Source organism: Polaromonas sp. (genome assembly GCF_029945925.1).
In the GTDB taxonomy this organism is placed as follows: domain Bacteria; phylum Pseudomonadota; class Gammaproteobacteria; order Burkholderiales; family Burkholderiaceae_C; genus Polaromonas.
In genome coordinates this window covers 1-17,330 of the sequence record NZ_JAQSDN010000025.1, presented here as the reverse complement: position 1 = coordinate 17,330, position 17,330 = coordinate 1, and the positions used below count along the sequence as shown (strand labels likewise).

Below are 17,330 nucleotides of genomic sequence, written 5' to 3'. Positions count from 1 at the left end.
AAACATGTTTCCGCAGCGCCTTGACTCGCCGCTTGCCTACGACATTGCCAAGGCGATGATGGACGGCTTCAACCGGCACTACCAGCTGTTCCGCACCGAGTCCGCGCGCGCCAAACACCGCTTTGAAACCGCCGACTGGCACGGCCAGCAGCGGTCGCAGCGCGAGCGCATCGAGTTCTACGACCTGCGCGTGCGCGAGGCCTCGACCCGGCTGGAGCGCGAGTTCAGGGCGGGCGAGCAGTCCATGGACGTCTGGCACCAGGTCAAGCTGCATTACATCGGGCTGCTGGTCGACCATCACCAGCCCGAGCTGGCCGAGACCTTTTTCAACTCGGTCACCACCAAGATCCTGCACCGCAGCTACTTCCAGAACGACTTCATTTTTGTCCGGCCGGCCATCAGCACCGAGTACATCGAAAACGACGAGCCCGCCGCGCGGCCCACCTACCGGGCCTACTACCCCCAGCGCGACACCCTGCACGACCACCTGGTCCGGCTGGTCAACGATTTCGAGCTGCACATCGAGTTTGAAGACCTGGCGCGCGACGCCGGCTACGTGGTCGAGGAACTGGGCGGCCGGCTGGGCGACGTGAAGCTGCGCGCCAACTTCCAGATCCAGGTGCTCTCGGGCCTGTTCTTTCGAAACAAGGGCGCCTACATCGTCGGCAAGCTGATCAACGGCTTCAACGAGCTGCCCTTTGCCCTGCCGCTGCTGCACGCCAAATCGGGCAAGCTGGCGATTGATTCCGTGCTGATTGGCGAAGACGACCTGCTGATCCTGTTCAGTTTTGCCCGGGCCTACTTCATGGTGGACATGGGCATTCCCTCGGCTTATGTGCAGTTCCTGCGCAGCATGATGCCGCGCATGCCGCGCGCCGAAATCTACAACGCGCTGGGCCTGGCCAAGCAGGGCAAGACGCTGTTTTACCGCGACTTCCTCTACCACTTGCGCCATTCCACCGACAAGTTCCGCATTGCCCCCGGCATCAAGGGCATGGTCATGCTGGTGTTCGACCTGCCGTCCTTTCCCTATGTGTTCAAGGTCATCAAGGACTACTACCCGCCGCAGAAGGACACGACACGCGAGCAGATCAAGGCCAAGTACCTGCTGGTCAAGCAGCACGACCGCGTCGGCCGCATGGCTGACACGCAGGAGTACAGCGAGGTGGCCTTCCCGCGTGAGCGTTTCGACGACGAGCTGATAACCGAGATCGAAAAGTTTGCGCCCAGCCAGCTCGAGATCAGCGACCGCGACGGCGACGGCAACATCGAGGTCATCATCAAGCATGTGTACATCGAGCGGCGCATGATCCCGCTCAACATCTACCTGCAGGAAGCCTTCGACACCGGCGTGGACGAGCCGGCGGCGAAGGCGCAGATCGAGCGCGCCGTGATCGAATACGGAAATGCCATCAAGGACATGGTGGCGGCCAACATCTTCCCGGGCGACATGCTGTTCAAGAACTTCGGCATCACGCGCCACGGCAAGGTCGTGTTCTACGACTACGACGAGATCGAGTACCTCACCGACTGCAACTTCCGCAAGGTGCCCACGCCGCGCAATGAGGAAGAAGAGATGAGCGGCGAGGTCTGGTACTCGGTCGGGCCGCGGGACGTGTTCCCGGAAACCTTCGAGCCCTTCCTGCTCGGCAACCCTGCCGTGCGCGAGGTCTTCATGAAGCACCACGCCGACCTGCTCGACGCCGCCTTCTGGCAGGGCCACAAGGAGCGTATTGCCGCCGGCCATGTGCACGACGTGTTTCCCTACGAGCGCGAGCGGCGTTTTGTGGGCAGGCACGCGGCGCAGAAAGCCTGAGCACGGCCCTGTGAAGAGCGCGGCGCAGTCATCCAGCTTGCCTAATTTGTTTAACTTGTTCAACTCAGGAGAAAACCACCATGTCCAATCCCATCACTGATTCCGTCGTCATCCTCGGCGCCGCCCGCACCCCCATGGGCGGCTTTCAGGGCGACTTTTCCAGCCTTGCCGCGCACGACCTTGGCGGCGCCGCCATCAAGGCGGCCATCGAGCGCTCCGGCATTGCGGCCGAAAAAGTCGACGAAGTGCTGTTCGGCAACTGCCTGATGGCCGGCCAGGGCCAGGCGCCGGCGCGCCAGGCCGGTTTCAAGGGCGGCCTGCCCGCCAGCGCGGGCGCGGTCACGCTGTCCAAGATGTGCGGCTCCGGCATGGAAGCCACCCTGCTCGCGCACGACCAGCTGCTGGTCGGCAGCCGCGACGTGATGGTGTCCGGCGGCATGGAAAGCATGACCAACGCACCGCACCTGCTGCTCAAGGGCCGCAGCGGCATCCGCATCGGTCATGACCGCATTTACGACCACATGATGCTTGACGGCCTGGAAGACGCCTACGAACCCGGCCGTGCCATGGGCACCTTCGGCGAGCAGTGCGCCGAGAAGTATCAGTTCACGCGGGAAGCGCAGGACGCTTTCGCCACCACCAGCGTCAACCGCGCCAAGGCCGCCACCGAGTCCGGCGCCTTCAAGGCCGAGATCACGCCCGTCACCGTCAAGGGCCGCAGCGGCGACACCGTGATTTCCATCGACGAAGGTCCGGGCAAGGTCAAGCTCGACAAGATTTCCACGCTGCGCCCCGCCTTCAAGAAAGACGGCACCATCACCGCCGCGTCCAGCTCGTCGATCAACGACGGCGCGGCCGCCCTGGTGCTCACCCGCGAATCAACGGCGAAGGAGCTGGGCGCCAAGCCGCTGGCCCGCATCGTCGGCCATGCCACTTTTGCCCAGGCGCCCGAGTGGTTCACCACCGCACCGGTCGGCGCGGTGCAGAAGCTGCTCAAGAAAATCGGCTGGAGCGTGAAAGACGTGGACCTGTGGGAAATCAACGAGGCTTTTGCCGTGGTGCCCATGGCCGCCATGAAGGAACTCGGCATCAGCCACGACATCGTCAACGTCAATGGCGGCGCCTGCGCGCTGGGCCACCCGATTGGTTGCAGCGGCGCACGCATCATCGTCACGCTGATGTATGCGCTCAAGGCCCGCGGCCTGAAAAAAGGTGTTGCCACGCTGTGTATAGGCGGCGGTGAAGGCACGGCGATAGCGATTGAGTTGCTATAAATTATATAGCTGGTTGCGCACGTCGTATAAGGGTTGGAGGCTGATTTCCCTTGAGAAAATGTAACTACTCAGGTCGTCTGGGCGGGTTTTACTCCCTCTCCCCCTGGGAGAGGGCGGGGGTGAGGGCTGGCGGTCTGTGCATAGAGTTATCGCCTGTTGTGCCCTGCTGGCCCTCACCCCAACCCTCTCCCACAGGGCGAGGGGGCAAGAAAAGCATGCTGCATGCAGCGACCTGAGTAGTTACGAAAAAATGCTGATATGAGCACCGTCCTCGTCATCGGCGCCTCGCGCGGCATCGGGCTGGAGTTTGTGCGGCAGTATGTGGCCGACGGCGCAAAGGTCATTGCCACGGCCCGCGACGACGCGGGGCTGCAGCGCCTGAAAGCGCTGGGCGCCAAGGCCCTGCGCGTTGATGTGGCCGAGCCGGCCAGCATCAGTGGCCTGGACTGGTTGCTCGATGGCGAAAAAATCGACGTCGCGCTGTATGTCGCCGGGGTTTTGGCGGGCGGCAATGCGAGCGACCCACCGGCTGCCGATGTGTTCGATCAGGTGATGCGCACCAACGTGCTGGCGCCTATGCGCGTCCTGCCGCAACTCGTGGAGGTTCTGGCGCCTGACGCCCGGCTGGTGGTCTTGTCATCCCGCATGGGCTCTATCGGGCTGCGCACCAATGGCAACAGCTGGCTGTACCGCGCCTCCAAATCCGCCGTCAACTCGGTGGTCAAAGACATATCGTTTGGCTTGCAGGGCAAAGCCATCTGCGTTGCGATGCACCCCGGCTGGGTCAAGACCGACATGGGTGGCGCTGGCGCCGATCTCGATGTCACGCAAAGCGTTGCTGACATGCGCACCACCGTGGCCAGCCTGCGCGCGGAACACAATGGCACTTTCATCAACCACGACGGCCAGGTTTTGGCCTGGTAGGTACTCCTCATGCTGCTGACACAAGACCAGGAAATGATTCGCGACGCGGTGCGCGACTTTGCCCAGACCGAACTCTGGCCCCATGCCGCAAAGTGGGACAAGGCGCACCACTTCCCGAAAGAGGCGCACCAGGGACTGGCGGCGCTGGGTGCTTACGGCATCTGCGTGCCCGAAGAGTTGGGCGGCGCCAACCTCGACTACCTGACGCTCGCGCTGGTGATCGAGGAAATCGCCGCTGGCGACGGCGGCACCAGCACCGCCATCAGTGTGACCAACTGCCCGGTCAACGCCATCCTTTTGCGTTACGGCAATGCCGCGCAGAAAAAGCAGTGGCTCACGCCGCTGGCGCAGGGGCAGATGCTGGGCGTGTTCTGCCTGACCGAGCCGCATGTAGGCAGCGACGCCTCGTCGCTGCGCACCACCGCGGTGAAAGAGGGTGACGAATACGTGATCAACGGCGTCAAGCAGTTCATCACCAGCGGCAAGAACGGCCACGCGGCCGTGGTGATTGCCGTCACCGACAAGGGCGCCGGCAAAAAAGGCATGAGCGCCTTCATGGTACCCACCAACGCGCCCGGTTACGTCGTTGCGCGGCTTGAAGACAAGCTGGGCCAGAACTCCAGCGACACGGCGCAGATCAACTTCGACAACTGCCGCATCCCGGCCGACAACCTGATCGGCGCCGAGGGCGAAGGCTACAAGATCGCACTGGGCGCGCTCGAAGGCGGGCGCATCGGCATTGCCGCGCAAAGCGTGGGCATGGCGCGCAGCGCGTTTGAATTTGCCGTGCAGTACGCCAAAGAGCGCAAGAGCTTCGGCACCGCCATCTTCAACCACCAGGCGGTCGGTTTCCGTCTGGCCGACTGCGCCACCAAACTGGAAGCCGCACGCCAGCTGATCTGGCACGCCGCCAGCCTGCGCGACGCCGGGCTGCCCTGCCTGAAGGAGGCGGCCATGGCCAAACTCTTCGCCAGCGAAATGGCCGAAGAAGTCTGCAGTGCCGCCATCCAGACCCTGGGCGGCTACGGGTATGTCAGCGACTTTCCGGTGGAACGCATCTACCGCGACGTGCGCGTCTGCCAGATCTACGAAGGCACGAGTGACGTGCAGAAAATCATCATCCAAAGGGCACTTTAGCCCCCACGGTCGTTCACTGCGTGTAACTCCCTGCCCCCCGAGGGGGCCGCTGCGCCTGCGGTCCGGCAAAGCCGGTCCCGCGGCCCCTGCTTGAATCGAGCCCCCGGCGCCGTAAACTTGACCGCCCGTCCGCCATCCACAACCAGAGACAAATCCCATGCCCATCACCAAAGGATTCCGCGCCCTCGTCGATGAGGCCATGGCGCAGGTCACCACTTATTCGGTGGCCGAGGCCCAGGCCAGACTCGCCGACCCGCAGGTGCAGATCGTCGACATCCGCGACGTGCGCGAGCTTGAACGCGAAGGCACGGTGCCGGGTGCCCTGCTGGCGCCGCGCGGCATGCTGGAGTTCTGGGTGGACCCGGCCTCGCCCTATTTCAAGCCGGTGTTCGGCGACGAGAGCAAGCAGTTCATCCTGTTCTGCGGCGCCGGCTGGCGCAGCGCGCTGGCCACCAAGACGCTGCAGGACATGGGCATGACCAACGTGGCCCACATCGACGGCGGCTTTGCCGAGTGGAAAAAGCAGGGCGCCGCTATGGAAACCCTGGAAGCGCACAAGCTGGCCCACGCGGCGCGCCACCCCGCTAGTACTGCAGCACGGAAGTAGCGAAACAAAATGAAAGTGATGACTTCGTGCCCAGGGCAAGGCGCAAGCCGCAGCGAAGGCTGTGCGCCTTCGCAAGGATTGCAACGCCGCCACGGGTGCGAAGGCGCGCTTTCATGTTTCGATATTTTCGGGTTGCAGTACTAGGGGCTGACGGTGGCTGCCTGCCCCTGCGGCCGGGCCGATACACGCGGCCGGCCGCTGGCCTACGCCGCCTGCTGCGCCCGCTACTTGGCGCATGACACGCCGGCACCCGATGCCGAAACGCTGATGCGCTCGCGTTACACCGCCTTTGTGCTCGAGCGGGCCGACTACCTGCTGGCCACCTGGCACGCCAGCCACCGCCCACCGGCCATCGAGTTCGACCCCGGCGTGAAGTGGCTGGGGCTGGACGTGCGCCAGCACCGGCTGCTGGACGACAGCCACGCCGAAGTCGAATTTGTCGCCCGCCAGAAAAACCCGGGGAGCCCCGCCGTGCGCCTGCACGAGCGCAGCCGCTTTGTGCGCGAAGACGGCCGTTGGTACTATGTGGACGGCGACCAGCTGTGATGCCTGAGGTTTGTGAATAAAAAAGGCCTCCAGCCCTTTTCCCGCCTGCGCCAGCAGCTACTAAATCAATAGCATTTTGAAGAGAGGCCACCCGTGTTGAAATTCGAAGCCGTGTTGTTTGACTGTGACGGCGTGCTGGTCGACAGCGAGCCCATCACCAACGGCGTGCTGCGCGACATGCTGGAAGAGGCCGGCTGGAAGCTCAGCTCCGCCGAGTGCATGCGCCTGTTCATTGGCAAGGCCGTCAAGGACGAAATCGCCGTCATCGAGGCCAACACCGGCCAGCCGCTGACCGAGCAGTGGCTGCATGAGTTTCGCGGCCGGCGCAACGAGGCGCTCGTCGAAGGCCTGCTGCCGATTCGCGGCGCTGTCGAAACCGTGGCGCAGATCCACACCCTCTATGAAGGCCGCATTGCCTGCGCCTCCGGCGCCGACCGCTTCAAGGTCGAGCTGCAGCTGGAAAAGTGCGGCCTCATGCCCAGCTTCCACGGCCGCATCTTCAGCGGGCACGAGATGCCGCGCTCCAAACCCGCCCCCGATGTCTACCTGGCCGCTGCCGCCGCGCTGGGCATCGCCCCGCACCGCTGCGTGGTGGTGGAAGACACCGTGGCCGGCGTCACCTCCGGCGTGGCCGCCGGCGCCACCGTGTTTGGCTACAGCCCGCCGGAAGCCGGGCACGACGCGCCGGCTGCGCTGCGCCAGGCCGGTGCGACATGGATATTCACCGACATGGCTGAGCTGGCCGGCCACCTCCGGTAAAACCAGGGCCTGCGAGCCAATACAATGCACACATACCAATAAGACAGCCGGAGACACTTTTGAGCGGCAAGGCAGAACAACTCGCGGCGTTGTACCGCACCATGGTCCGTATCCGGGCTTTTGAAAATGCAGCTGAAATCGCCAGCCAGGGTGGCGTCAGCGCCTATGGCAAGGCCGCCGACGGCACCGCCCGCGTGCGCGGCCCGCTGCACCTGTCCACCGGCCAGGAAGCCGTGCCGGCCGGCGTCTGCGCTCACCTCAAGCGCGAGGACTATCTGACCTCCACCCACCGCGGCCACGGCCACACCCTGGCCAAGGGCGCCGACCTGCAGGGCATGATGAGCGAGCTGTTCGGCAAGGCCACCGGCTTCAACGGCGGCAAGGGCGGCTCCATGCACATCGCCGACTTCTCGGTCGGCATGCTGGGCGCCAACGGCGTGGTGGCTGCCGGTCTGCCGATTGCCGTCGGTGCTGCCCATGCGCAGAAGCTGCAAAAACGTGATGCGATCACGGTCTGTTTTTTTGGCGACGGCGCCATCAACCGCGGTCCCTTCCTGGAGGCGCTGAACTGGGCGCAGGTCTACAGCCTGCCGGTTCTCTTTGTCTGCGAAGACAACCGCTGGAGCGCCACCACCGCCAGCGGTCCGATGACGGCCGGCGCGGGCGCCTCGGTGCGCGCCGAAAGTTTTGACATTCCTGCAGTCAAGGTTGACGGCAACGACGTGCTGGCCGTGTTTGCGGCCGCCGCCACGCTGGTGCAGCAGGTGCGCTCGGGCATCGGTCCGCGCCTGCTGCACGCCATCACCTACCGCGTCAAGGGCCATGTCTCGGTGGACCCGGCGGCTTACCGCCATCCTGATGAACTGAACGAGGCGCTCAAGACCGACCCGATCGCGCGCGCCCGCGCTGCCTACCTGCAGGCCGGCGGTGATGCGGGTGTGCTCGCCGCCATCGAAACGCAGGCGACCGATGAGGTCGCTGCCGCCGTCGCCGGTGCCGACGCCGCGCCCTGGCCCGATGCCGCTGCGGCCTTCACCGACATCCAGACCACGGGGGCCGGCACATGGCGCTGATGACTTACGCTGAAGCCGCGGCGTTGGCCGTGGCGCATGAGATGGAAGCCGACGCCAATGTGGTGGTGATCGGCGAAGACGTGGGCCGGGGCGGCATCTTCGGCCAGTACAGGGGCTTGCAGGAGCGCTTCGGCGGGGACCGCGTGATCGACACCCCGATCAGCGAAGCCGCCATCCTGGGCGCTGGCGTTGGCATGGCGCTGGCCGGCCTGCGGCCGGTGGTCGAGATGCGCGTGGTGGACTTTGCGCTGTGCGGCATGGACGAGATCGTGAATCAGGCCGCCAAAAACCGCTTCATGTTCGGCGGCCAGGGCCGCGTGCCCATGGTGGTGCGCATGCCCATCGGCATCTGGGACTCGTCGGCCGCGCAGCATTCGCAGTCGCTCGAAAGCTGGTTCGCCCACCTGCCCGGCGTGGTGGTGGTCTGCCCCGCCACGCCGCAGGACAATTATTCGATGCTGCGCGCGGCGCTGGCCAGCGGCGACCCGGTGGTCTACATGGAGCACAAGACGCTGTGGGGCCTGAGTGGTGAGGTCAATACCGCAGAGAAAGCCGTGCTGGGCCAGGCCCGCACCGTGCGCGCCGGCAGCGCCCTCACGCTGGTGAGCTGGAGCAAACAGGTGCAGGTCTGCGCCGACGCCTGCGAGCAACTCGCCATAGAGGGCATCGCCGTCGAACTGATCGACCTGCGCAGCATCTGGCCCTGGGACCGCGAGGCGGTGCTGGCCTCCTGCCGCAAGACCGGCAAATTGCTGGTGGTGCATGAGGCGGTGCAGGCGGCAGGCTTCGGCGCCGAAGTCGCCGCCACCGTCGCCGAGGCCTTGGGCTGCAAGGTCAAACGGCTGGGCGCGCCGCGCATTCCCGTGGGTTACGCGCCCGTGCTCGAAGCCCAGTCGCGTGTCGCCGCGGCCGACATCGCAGCCGCAGCGCGCAGCCTGCTGGCCTGAGTTTGTTGTTCATCGTTCAAGGTATCCCCCAATGGCCCGCCCCGCGCTTTGGCCCTAATCTCCAGCCTCCACCCCATGTCACAGCCTGAAACCACACCCCTGCCGGGCGATTCGCCCAACCCTGCCGACCAGGACGAACACACCGTCATTCCGCTGGCCATCGAAGACTGGCTCACCGTCATCGTCATGGGCCTGCTGGCGCTGATCACCTTTGCCAATGTGCTGGTGCGTTACTTCACCAGCCAGTCCTTTGCCTGGACCGAGGAGTTCTCGGTGTTCCTGATGATCGTGCTGGCGCTGGTCGCCGGCTCGGCCTCGGTGGCGCGCAACCGGCAGATCCGCATCGAATACTTTGCCGACAACGGCCCGGCGGCCCGCCAGCGCGCGCTGGCCCGCTTCGGCGCCATCATGGTGTTTGCGCTGTTCGCGCTGATCGCGGTGCTCAGCACCCGCATGGTCTACGACGACATCCGTTACGGCGAGACCTCGCCCGGCATTGGCGTGCCGCAGTGGTGGTACACCATCTGGCTGCCCATCATGTCGGTGGCGATTGCCGGCCGCGCGCTGGGCCTGTTCATCCGTCGGGGGCGTAGGGCATGAGCCGCCGGGCCGTTCCCAAGGCGAATAGCACCGCAGCGCATCGCGCGGAGGTGTTTTCTGTCCGCGCCGCGCCGGGCCGCCCCAGGCAAGCGAACGCCCCCTTGGGGCTGATGCCTGCGGCTCCAAGCCTGCTTGAGCAGGTTTGGACAGGCATCAGAAGCAAAGTCTCTGACGAGCGGCGGCCTGCAAGGCGCAGCGCAGTACACGAAGTGACAAGCGTGGGGGCTACATCCCTATGATTTCAACGCTCCTGTTTGTCGCGTTCATCGTCCTGCTGCTGATGGGCGTGCCCATCGGCGCGGCGCTCGGCCTGGCCGGCGCCGCCTGCATCGCCCTGGCCAATTCGGACGTGCAATGGTTCGGCCTGCTGGCCGTGCCGCAAAACTTCTACGCCGGCCTGGGCAAGTACCCGCTGCTGGCGATCCCGATGTTTGTGCTGGTCGGCTCCATCTTCGACCGCTCCGGCGTGGCGCTGCGCCTGGTCAACTTTGCCGTGGCCATCGTCGGCCGCGGCCCCGGCATGCTGCCGTTGGTGGCGATTGCGGTCGCCATGTTTCTGGGCGGCATCTCGGGCTCGGGCCCGGCCAATGCCGCGGCTGTGGGTGGTGTGATGATTCTGGCCATGAGCCGCGCCGGTTACCCGCCGGCGTTTTCGGCCAGCGTGGTCGGCGCCGCCGCCGCCACCGACATCCTGATCCCGCCGTCGATCGCCTTCATCGTGTATTCGGTCATGGTGCCCGGCGCCTCGGTGCCGGCGCTGTTTGCCGCCGGCATGATTCCCGGCGTGATGGCCGGCCTCGCGCTGATGATTCCCGCCGTCTGGATGGCGCGCAAACACAAGATGGGCACGCTGGAAGCCACCATGCCGCGCCCGGCCTTCTGGAAGAGTTTTCGCGAAGCAACCTGGGGCCTGGCCGCGCCGGTGCTGATCCTGGGCGGCATGCGCGCCGGCTGGTTCACGCCGACCGAAGCCGCCGTGGTGGCGGTGTTCTACGGCCTGTTCGTCGGCATGATCATCTACCGGACCATCAGGGTGCGCGACCTGTTTGTCATCCTGCGCGAATCCGGCGAGCTCTCGGCCGTGATCCTGCTGGTGGTGTCGCTGGCCGGCATCTTTGCCTACTCGCTGTCCACGCTGGGCGTGATCGACCCGGTCACCAAGGCCATCGTCAACTCGGGCCTGGGTGAATACGGCGTGCTGGCGCTGCTGATCCTGCTGCTGGTCACCGTCGGCATGTTCCTCGACGGCGTGTCCATCTTTCTGATCTTCGTGCCGCTGCTGCTGCCCATCGTCAACCACTACAAATGGGACCCGGTCTGGTTCGGCGTGATCCTCACGCTCAAGGTCGCCTTGGGCCAGTTCACGCCGCCGCTGGCCGTCAACCTGATGGTCTCTTGCCGCATTGCCAAAGTGCCGATGGAAGCCACGGTGCGCTGGGTCGGCTGGATGCTGTTCTCGATGGCCATCGTGATGGTGCTGGTCATCGCCTTCCCCGAGCTTGCGCTGTGGCTGCCGCGCACCCTCGGATATTGAGTTTTTTGTCCGTCAGTTCGCGTATTTCAACCAAAGGAGACTTCATGAAATTCCGCCGCACCTTGCTGGGCTTGGCCCTGGCAGCAACCGCCCTGACTTTCGGCACCGGCGCCATGGCGCAGGCCGCCTACAAGCCCGAGTACAAGATGTCGCTGGTGCTGGGCCCGCCCACACCCTGGGGCATGGCCGGCCAGGTCTGGGCCGACCTCGTGAAAGAGCGCACCGCAGGCCGCATCAACATCAAGCTTTTCCCCGGCGTGTCTCTGGTGCAGGGCGACCAGACGCGCGAGTTCAGCGCGCTGCGCCAGGGCGTGATCGACATGGCCGTCGGCTCGACCATCAACTGGTCGCCGCAGATCAAGGAGCTCAACCTGTTCTCCATGCCTTTCCTGATGCCCGACTACGCCGCGGTGGACGCGCTGACCCAGGGTGAAGTCGGCAAACAGATCTTCGCCACCGTGGAAAAAGCCGGCGCTGTGCCGCTGGCCTGGGGTGAAAACGGCTACCGCGAGCTGACCAACAGCAAGAAGGCCATCAAGTCGCCCGACGACCTGAAGGGCATGAAGATCCGCGTGGTCGGCTCGCCGCTGTTCGCCGACGTCTTCAACGCCTTCGGCGCCAACCCCACGCAAATGAGCTGGGCCGACGCCCAGCCGGCGCTGTCCAGCGGCGCGGTGGACGGCCAGGAGAACCCGCTGTTTCTGTTCACCGTGCTCAAGATGCACACCGTGGGCCAGAAGTTCGTGACGACCTGGGGTTATGTCGCTGACCCGCTGATCTTCGTGGTCAACAAGGAAGTGTTCGCCTCGTGGACACCGGCCGACCAGGCCATCGTTCGCCAGGCCGCCATCGACGCCGGCAAGCAGGAAATCGCGCTGGCCCGCAAAGGCCTGACCGAAGCCGACAAGCCGCTGCTCAAGGAGATCGCCGGCATGGGCGTGACCGTGACCCAGCTCACCCCGGCCGAGCGCGAAGCCTTCGTCAAGGCCACTCGCCCGGTCTACGCCAAGTGGAAAACCACCATTGGCGCCGACCTGGTCAACAGCGCTGAAAAAGCGATTGCTGCGCGCAAGAAGTAAGTTTTTGCACTCATGAAGAAGGCCTCCCTGTCGGGAGGCTTTTTTTTCGGCTGTTCCGGGGAATCAGGCATCAAATCGGCCTCCAGCCCTTGTGTGGCGGGCGCAAGCAGCTATCAAAATTGTAGTGAATGCACTTGCCGCCTTCACCTGCAGGGACGGGCTGGGCACGCTGGCGGTGGCGCTCAACCGGTGAGGATGGGGCGCAGCGTGTCCATCTCGCTGGCCATGAACGCAAAGAAGGCCGACACCCGCGGCGTGCGCCGCAGCTGGCGCGTGGTCAGCAGGCGCCAGATGCGCGTCAGCTCGGGCACCGGGCCCAGCACCCGCACCAGGTCGGGTTCGGCATCGCCCAGCGCCGTCGGCAGCGCGGCCAGGCCCACATTCGCCTTCGCCAGCTGAACCAGGCCCAGCACACTGCCGCTGGTGGCCACGATGCGTGCGCCGGGCGCCACCTGGCGCAGCCACTGCGTGGAACGGTGTTTGCCCATGCTGGCGTCCAGCCCGATCCAGGCGTGCTGCGCCAGGTCCTCGGTGCGCGCCGGGCTGCCCTGGCGCGCGAGGTAGTCGCGGCCCCCGTACACCGCCCACAGCGAATCGGCCACCTTGCGGCCAATGAGCTGGTTGTCCACGGTGTCGCCCGAGCGCAGCGCCACATCGGCTTCGCCCTGGCCCAGGTCCACGTAATGGTCGCTCACGACAAACTCCACGCGCAGGCCGGGGTGCCGTGTCTGCAGGCGCTCCAGCAAGGGCGATTGGGTGATGCGTGCCACCAGCGGTTCCGGGCAGGTCAGGCGAATGACGCCGTTCAGCTCACGCGCGGAAGACTGCACGACGTTCTGCAGGGCCAGCATGTGCTGCTCAACCAGCTGCGCATGGGGCAGCAACTGCCGGCCGTAAGCGGTCAGCCGGTAGCCGCTGGGGTGCCGCTCGACCAGGGGCTGGCCGATGCGCAGTTCAAGCCGGGTGATGCGCCGCTGCACGGTGGACTGGTCGGTGTTCAGCGCGCGCCCCGCGGCGGTGGTGCTGCCGTGGCGCGCCACCGCCAGGAAATGCTTGAGGTCATCCCAATCGAACATGTGAACTCCGCGTCGGTGCGGCCCCATTATGCAGTTCTGCGGCTGGCGCACGGCAGGGCCGCTGCCTAAACTGGCCGCATCTTCCCTCTCATGAAAGGCCTTGCCATGAACTCACGTCATGAACCCCCATCGTCCACCCGCCGGGCCTGTCTGGTCTTGCTGCTGGGCGCCGCCTTCGGCATGTCTGCGGTCCATGCCCAGGCGCCCGGCCTGGCCGCACCCCAGCTGGTGCTGAAAGAAAACGTGCTGCAGATGCCCAAGGGCGACACGCAGGAAGTCAGGGTGATGACCGCCGCATTCAAGCCCGGCGACAGGACGGTTTTCCACACCCACCGCTCCCCGGTGACGGTGTACGTGCTCGAAGGCCAGTTCACGCTGGACCTGGAGGGCAGGGCGCCGGTGGTCCTCAGCGCCGGCCAGGCCTTCGTCGAACCGCCCAACGTGAAAATGACCGGCTACAACAAAAGCGCCACCGACCCGCTGCGGGTGGTCATCTTCTACGTGAGCGACCCCAACACGCCGTTTCTGGACGCAGCCCACTGAGCGGCCGCAACCGCAGCGCGCACTGCGGGGCTTGGCGGCGGGGACGGGCTTCGACTTGGGGTGTAGGGGCCTACGATCGAAACTTGTGCATCAAATCGGCCTCTACCCTTTGTGGGGCGTGCGCAAGCAGCTATGAAAACAGTAGCAAAAACGGCGGGCTGATCCAATCGCAGGGGCCTTGGCCGGCCGAAGCGCAGGGCAGCCCTTCCGCAGAAAAAGCCTTCCTGCGGGAGTTTTTTTTGACAGCCTGGGGCAAGATGTCGAAAGTCGGGCCAGCCGTTCGTCGTGCAGGTGTGACCCTCAACCACCGACCCAAGGACATCTCCATGCAATACCTCTGCCTTGCCTATTACGACCCCGAAAAAATGGCCGCCATGGCGCCCGCCGACATGCAGGCGCTGGCCGCGCAATTGCCGGCCAAGGACGCCGAACTCGCGCAAACCGGGTGCCTGCTCTGGAGCGCCTCGCTCGAAGGGCCCCAGGCCACCTTCGCGCTGCGCCCGCGCGGCGGCAAGCCGGCCGTGACCGATGGGCCTTATGCCGAAGCCAAGGAACTGGTGGGCGGCGTCATCCTCATCGAAGCGCCCAACAAGGAGGAAGCCATACGCATCGCCTCGCTGCATCCCGCCGCCACGCTAGGTGAAAGCATAGGCTGGGGCATCGAGGTGCACCCGATCGGGGTGTGTTCGGTGAAGATCCAGAAATAGCGGCGCAGGCTTCTGCTCTTGTGGCGGCGCCAGTCTGCCGCATTTCACCCCCGCCGCTGCATGTCATCCTGGCCTCGTATGTCATCCCGGACCTGATCCGGGATCCATGCCCCGCGTCCGCGCCCGTGGGTCGGCGCGTCAAACGCAAGGGCAGTGGCAACCCGCCTTCGCCCCGCGCTCTCGCACGGCAAGCCGGCCGTGACCGACGTGCCTTGTGCCGAAGCCAAGGATCTGGTCGGCGGGTTCTTCATCATTAATGCGGCAGATCGGGACGAGGCGGTGCGGGTGGCGTCGCTGCATCCGGCGGCGACGCTGGGGGAGAGTGTGGGGTGGGGGATTGAGGTGCACCCGATTGGGTTTTTTGAGCAGGCGCCCGGCAAATAGAAATATCAGCAAGGAGGAAGCTACAACCACTGCGGGCAGGAAGCCAGAGTGCCACGAGACTCCCGATGATGACCTCCGCTCACCGGTAGCTAACTTGCGGTGGCGCTGGACTGTAGGTTGCTAAAACGGCAGAGCGCCCAGATTACTTTTGAGTAACGCCTGAGTTCTTGGCCTTCCGCCCACTGATGTTTCAAATCCCAACCCGGTTCGGTAGATTTCTGGAAGATAAAGCCGCGCTTCATTTACTGCAACTTGTGTGTCTTCATAAATCACGCCGAGTCCCTGCAGTGCGATTAGGTCTTTACTCTCCAACTTCATATTCACCGCACTAAATGGAACTAGCTTTCGTTCTGTTACTCCGTGAAGTCTTTCAATCCAATCTCTCAATGGTGCAATTTCCTTAGCCGCTTCCCCTACTTTTTCAAAACTGCATTTAGGAATTGCCTTGCGCATGGATTCGGGAGCCAATATTCGATCTGGCCACGTTTCACCGATACGGCCAGCCTCGATCTCAGACGCAAACTTCAAAAATCGGACTAAATCCCTCGCCTGAATGTTTCCTTTTAGATCGCACAAAGAGGCGAAAACCCAGCGTGCCGAATGCGCTTCTTTGGAGTTGTCGTTGCCAAGCTTCTTTCCCCAAAGTGGTTCTAATTTTTCTAAGAGGCTATTGAGTGAAAGAGTTTCGGCCTGCCCCTTTGAGTTATCAACAATATTGGCCAACGCACATAGCCAATAAGCTAGGCGCAGGAAGCTCTCGGGGCTCCACTCAAGCTTAAATGGGGCGTAGCGGCTCAAAAACTGCGCGACATTCTGTCTAACGGAGCTTTGCACATAGTCGGCACGGACGAGTACTAGTACGCCAACATGGCGCCGTGCCAATTCGTCTAAACGATTAGGAAGCATTAGTAGCGAATTGATGGCATCGCGTGAAACCTCGCTGGACGGATCTACGAATGCATCCTCGATGCCATCAATTACAAACAGAACGGATTTCCCAACGCTGATCAGGTAGTCATTGATTGCTGATAGTGTGGCGCCACCCATTCCAAGCTGTGTACCAATAAAATCTGCCCAAAAGTCATCCCAATGCGCCGGTGGGTTTTTCGTCGCAATTTCAATTGCTCGAGAAAGTTCGGATTCAGTTGGTGGCTCTGTTCCTATTTTGAGTTGGCCAAACCATTCCTTTCGCATGTCTGCAATCGTTCGCCTGGACTCCACCGCCAGATTTTTTGACCAGAGCCCAGGAAAAATCAGAGCGTTGGATACCCCGTTGGGATCGACGCCTACCTTTTGCATGAATACATGCCAGGTTCTGGCGCGACACACTTGCAAAAACGTGAACGTTTTACCTGCGCCTTTTGCGCCGACTGAGACCAGGTTGGGCACCTCGGTCGCGAAATGCTTCACGAAGTTTCTCAAAGGCTCTGTCACGAGCATTTCTGCAGAATTGTCCTGCTCCGCGAATTGAACGCGAGTGCATACGTCCAATAGCGCTGCCGCGGCTGTCCTACTACTAGTGGCTGACAAAGTGGAAACTCGACTGACGGCTTGCTTCTGTGTTTGGAGGGTTTGGGCCCAATCTTGTGCGACTTTGTATAACGAAGATTGCTTAAGTGTTTCAAACGCAGGCCGCAACGAATTGACCGACATCAACGGCTCTGTGAACTCGACTTCTAGCCATTCCAAACCTGGGGACATTGTTTGATCATCAATCGCTGGATAGGCAAGCCCTAATGTATTTAACGCATCCTTGTACTCTTCAGACTTTCGCAACTGGTCTGTGAGCATGCTTAAGACCACCGACGGCATAGCATTTACACGTTCTCTTTGCGACAAGCGAGTATTGAATGTATGCAAACGCTTAAGAACCTCGGCCATCCCTGCAACAGACTGTTTGGTAACCGTGGTTACAAAAAAATGTTCGACGCGAGGGTCAAAAAGAACTGGACTTGCCAGTTCACTTAATCCCGCGCGAAGATCAACGAATACAGCGTCGACATCGAGTTTTTGACCCAGCGCTCGCAAGCGATCGGTTAGCACCCACGGATTCTCTGGATTACTCGCTAAGTGGCTGGGTTGTACCGGCATGTCTTGTATTTCAGTCAAATCAAGCGCCGCAGGCAGCACGAACAACTCCCTATTAGTGCCACCTACATTTAGGGACGTTTTGCGGAGCGCTTGGGCGAAGAAATCAAGACTGCTTTCCACGCTTACTGGCGGATAGTGCATAGCCTCCAGAAAATGCACAAATGAAACCTGAGGCCGGTTGAGCCTGTCAGAAATTTTGTGTGTGAGGCATAACATGTCACGAAGGAACATGA

17 protein-coding genes are annotated in these 17,330 nt (G+C 63.2%); 15 read left to right on the top strand and 2 right to left on the bottom strand.

Annotated elements, in window-relative coordinates; all coding sequences use genetic code 11:
* Positions 1-4 precede the first annotated feature (4 nt).
* The 12 genes from aceK (at position 5) to PSV40_RS06275 (ending at position 12,296) form a co-directional block, all read left to right on the top strand.
* On the top strand, positions 5-1,816 hold the full coding sequence (gene aceK / locus PSV40_RS06330; RefSeq protein ID WP_300535632.1) for a bifunctional isocitrate dehydrogenase kinase/phosphatase: 1,812 nt from the start codon (positions 5-7) through the stop codon (positions 1,814-1,816).
* Between the two features lie 92 nt (positions 1,817-1,908).
* Positions 1,909-3,090 (top strand): acetyl-CoA C-acyltransferase, encoded by a 1,182-nt coding sequence (locus PSV40_RS06325; protein WP_300535725.1) that lies wholly within the window; start codon positions 1,909-1,911, stop codon positions 3,088-3,090.
* 258 nt (positions 3,091-3,348) lie between these two features.
* Positions 3,349-4,014 carry an SDR family oxidoreductase gene (locus tag PSV40_RS06320; protein WP_300535630.1) on the top strand — a complete coding sequence of 222 codons (666 nt, stop codon included), beginning with the start codon at positions 3,349-3,351 and terminating at the stop codon, positions 4,012-4,014.
* 9 nt (positions 4,015-4,023) lie between these two features.
* Positions 4,024-5,151 (top strand): acyl-CoA dehydrogenase family protein, encoded by a 1,128-nt coding sequence (locus PSV40_RS06315; protein ID WP_300535628.1) that lies wholly within the window; start codon positions 4,024-4,026, stop codon positions 5,149-5,151.
* Between the two features lie 157 nt (positions 5,152-5,308).
* Positions 5,309-5,758: a rhodanese-like domain-containing protein gene (locus tag PSV40_RS06310; protein ID WP_300535626.1), complete on the top strand. Its 450-nt coding sequence runs from the start codon at positions 5,309-5,311 to the stop codon at positions 5,756-5,758.
* 147 nt (positions 5,759-5,905) lie between these two features.
* On the top strand, positions 5,906-6,304 hold the full coding sequence (locus PSV40_RS06305; protein ID WP_300535722.1) for a YchJ family metal-binding protein: 399 nt from the start codon (positions 5,906-5,908) through the stop codon (positions 6,302-6,304).
* 96 nt (positions 6,305-6,400) lie between these two features.
* On the top strand, positions 6,401-7,063 hold the full coding sequence (locus tag PSV40_RS06300) for an HAD family phosphatase (protein ID WP_300535719.1): 663 nt from the start codon (positions 6,401-6,403) through the stop codon (positions 7,061-7,063).
* Between the two features lie 101 nt (positions 7,064-7,164).
* Positions 7,165-8,136, top strand: coding sequence for a thiamine pyrophosphate-dependent dehydrogenase E1 component subunit alpha (locus PSV40_RS06295; protein WP_300535716.1), 972 nt, complete (start codon positions 7,165-7,167; stop codon positions 8,134-8,136).
* Positions 8,127-9,083 carry a transketolase C-terminal domain-containing protein gene (locus PSV40_RS06290; protein WP_300535624.1) on the top strand — a complete coding sequence of 319 codons (957 nt, stop codon included), beginning with the start codon at positions 8,127-8,129 and terminating at the stop codon, positions 9,081-9,083. Before PSV40_RS06295 ends, PSV40_RS06290 begins: the two co-directional genes overlap by 10 nt.
* Positions 9,084-9,158: 75 nt before the next feature.
* Entirely contained in the window at positions 9,159-9,683 is a 525-nt protein-coding gene (locus tag PSV40_RS06285; RefSeq protein ID WP_300535622.1) for a TRAP transporter small permease, read from the top strand.
* Positions 9,684-9,918: 235 nt separating this feature from the next.
* Positions 9,919-11,217, top strand: coding sequence for a TRAP transporter large permease (locus PSV40_RS06280; RefSeq protein WP_300535619.1), 1,299 nt, complete (start codon positions 9,919-9,921; stop codon positions 11,215-11,217).
* Positions 11,218-11,261: 44 nt separating this feature from the next.
* Positions 11,262-12,296: a DctP family TRAP transporter solute-binding subunit gene (locus PSV40_RS06275; protein ID WP_300535616.1), complete on the top strand. Its 1,035-nt coding sequence runs from the start codon at positions 11,262-11,264 to the stop codon at positions 12,294-12,296.
* A gap of 182 nt (positions 12,297-12,478) precedes the next feature.
* On the opposite strand, the gene PSV40_RS06270 is transcribed toward PSV40_RS06275, so the two are convergent.
* Positions 12,479-13,372 (bottom strand): LysR family transcriptional regulator, encoded by an 894-nt coding sequence (locus tag PSV40_RS06270; RefSeq protein ID WP_300535614.1) that lies wholly within the window; start codon positions 13,370-13,372, stop codon positions 12,479-12,481.
* A 105-nt stretch (positions 13,373-13,477) separates the two neighbouring features.
* On the opposite strand from PSV40_RS06270, the gene PSV40_RS06265 reads away from it, so the two are divergent.
* The 3 genes from PSV40_RS06265 (at position 13,478) to PSV40_RS06255 (ending at position 15,006) form a co-directional block, all read left to right on the top strand.
* Positions 13,478-13,915: a cupin domain-containing protein gene (locus PSV40_RS06265; protein ID WP_300535612.1), complete on the top strand. Its 438-nt coding sequence runs from the start codon at positions 13,478-13,480 to the stop codon at positions 13,913-13,915.
* 326 nt (positions 13,916-14,241) lie between these two features.
* Entirely contained in the window at positions 14,242-14,622 is a 381-nt protein-coding gene (locus PSV40_RS06260; protein ID WP_300535609.1) for a YciI family protein, read from the top strand.
* Positions 14,623-14,775: 153 nt separating this feature from the next.
* A complete protein-coding gene (locus PSV40_RS06255; protein ID WP_300535606.1) occupies positions 14,776-15,006 on the top strand; it encodes a YciI family protein in 231 nt (76 codons plus the stop codon).
* 120 nt (positions 15,007-15,126) lie between these two features.
* Here PSV40_RS06255 and PSV40_RS06250 read toward each other — a convergent pair.
* Positions 15,127-17,330, bottom strand: a 2,204-nt coding sequence (locus PSV40_RS06250; RefSeq protein WP_300535604.1) for a hypothetical protein, incomplete at its 5' end; no start/stop codon positions are given.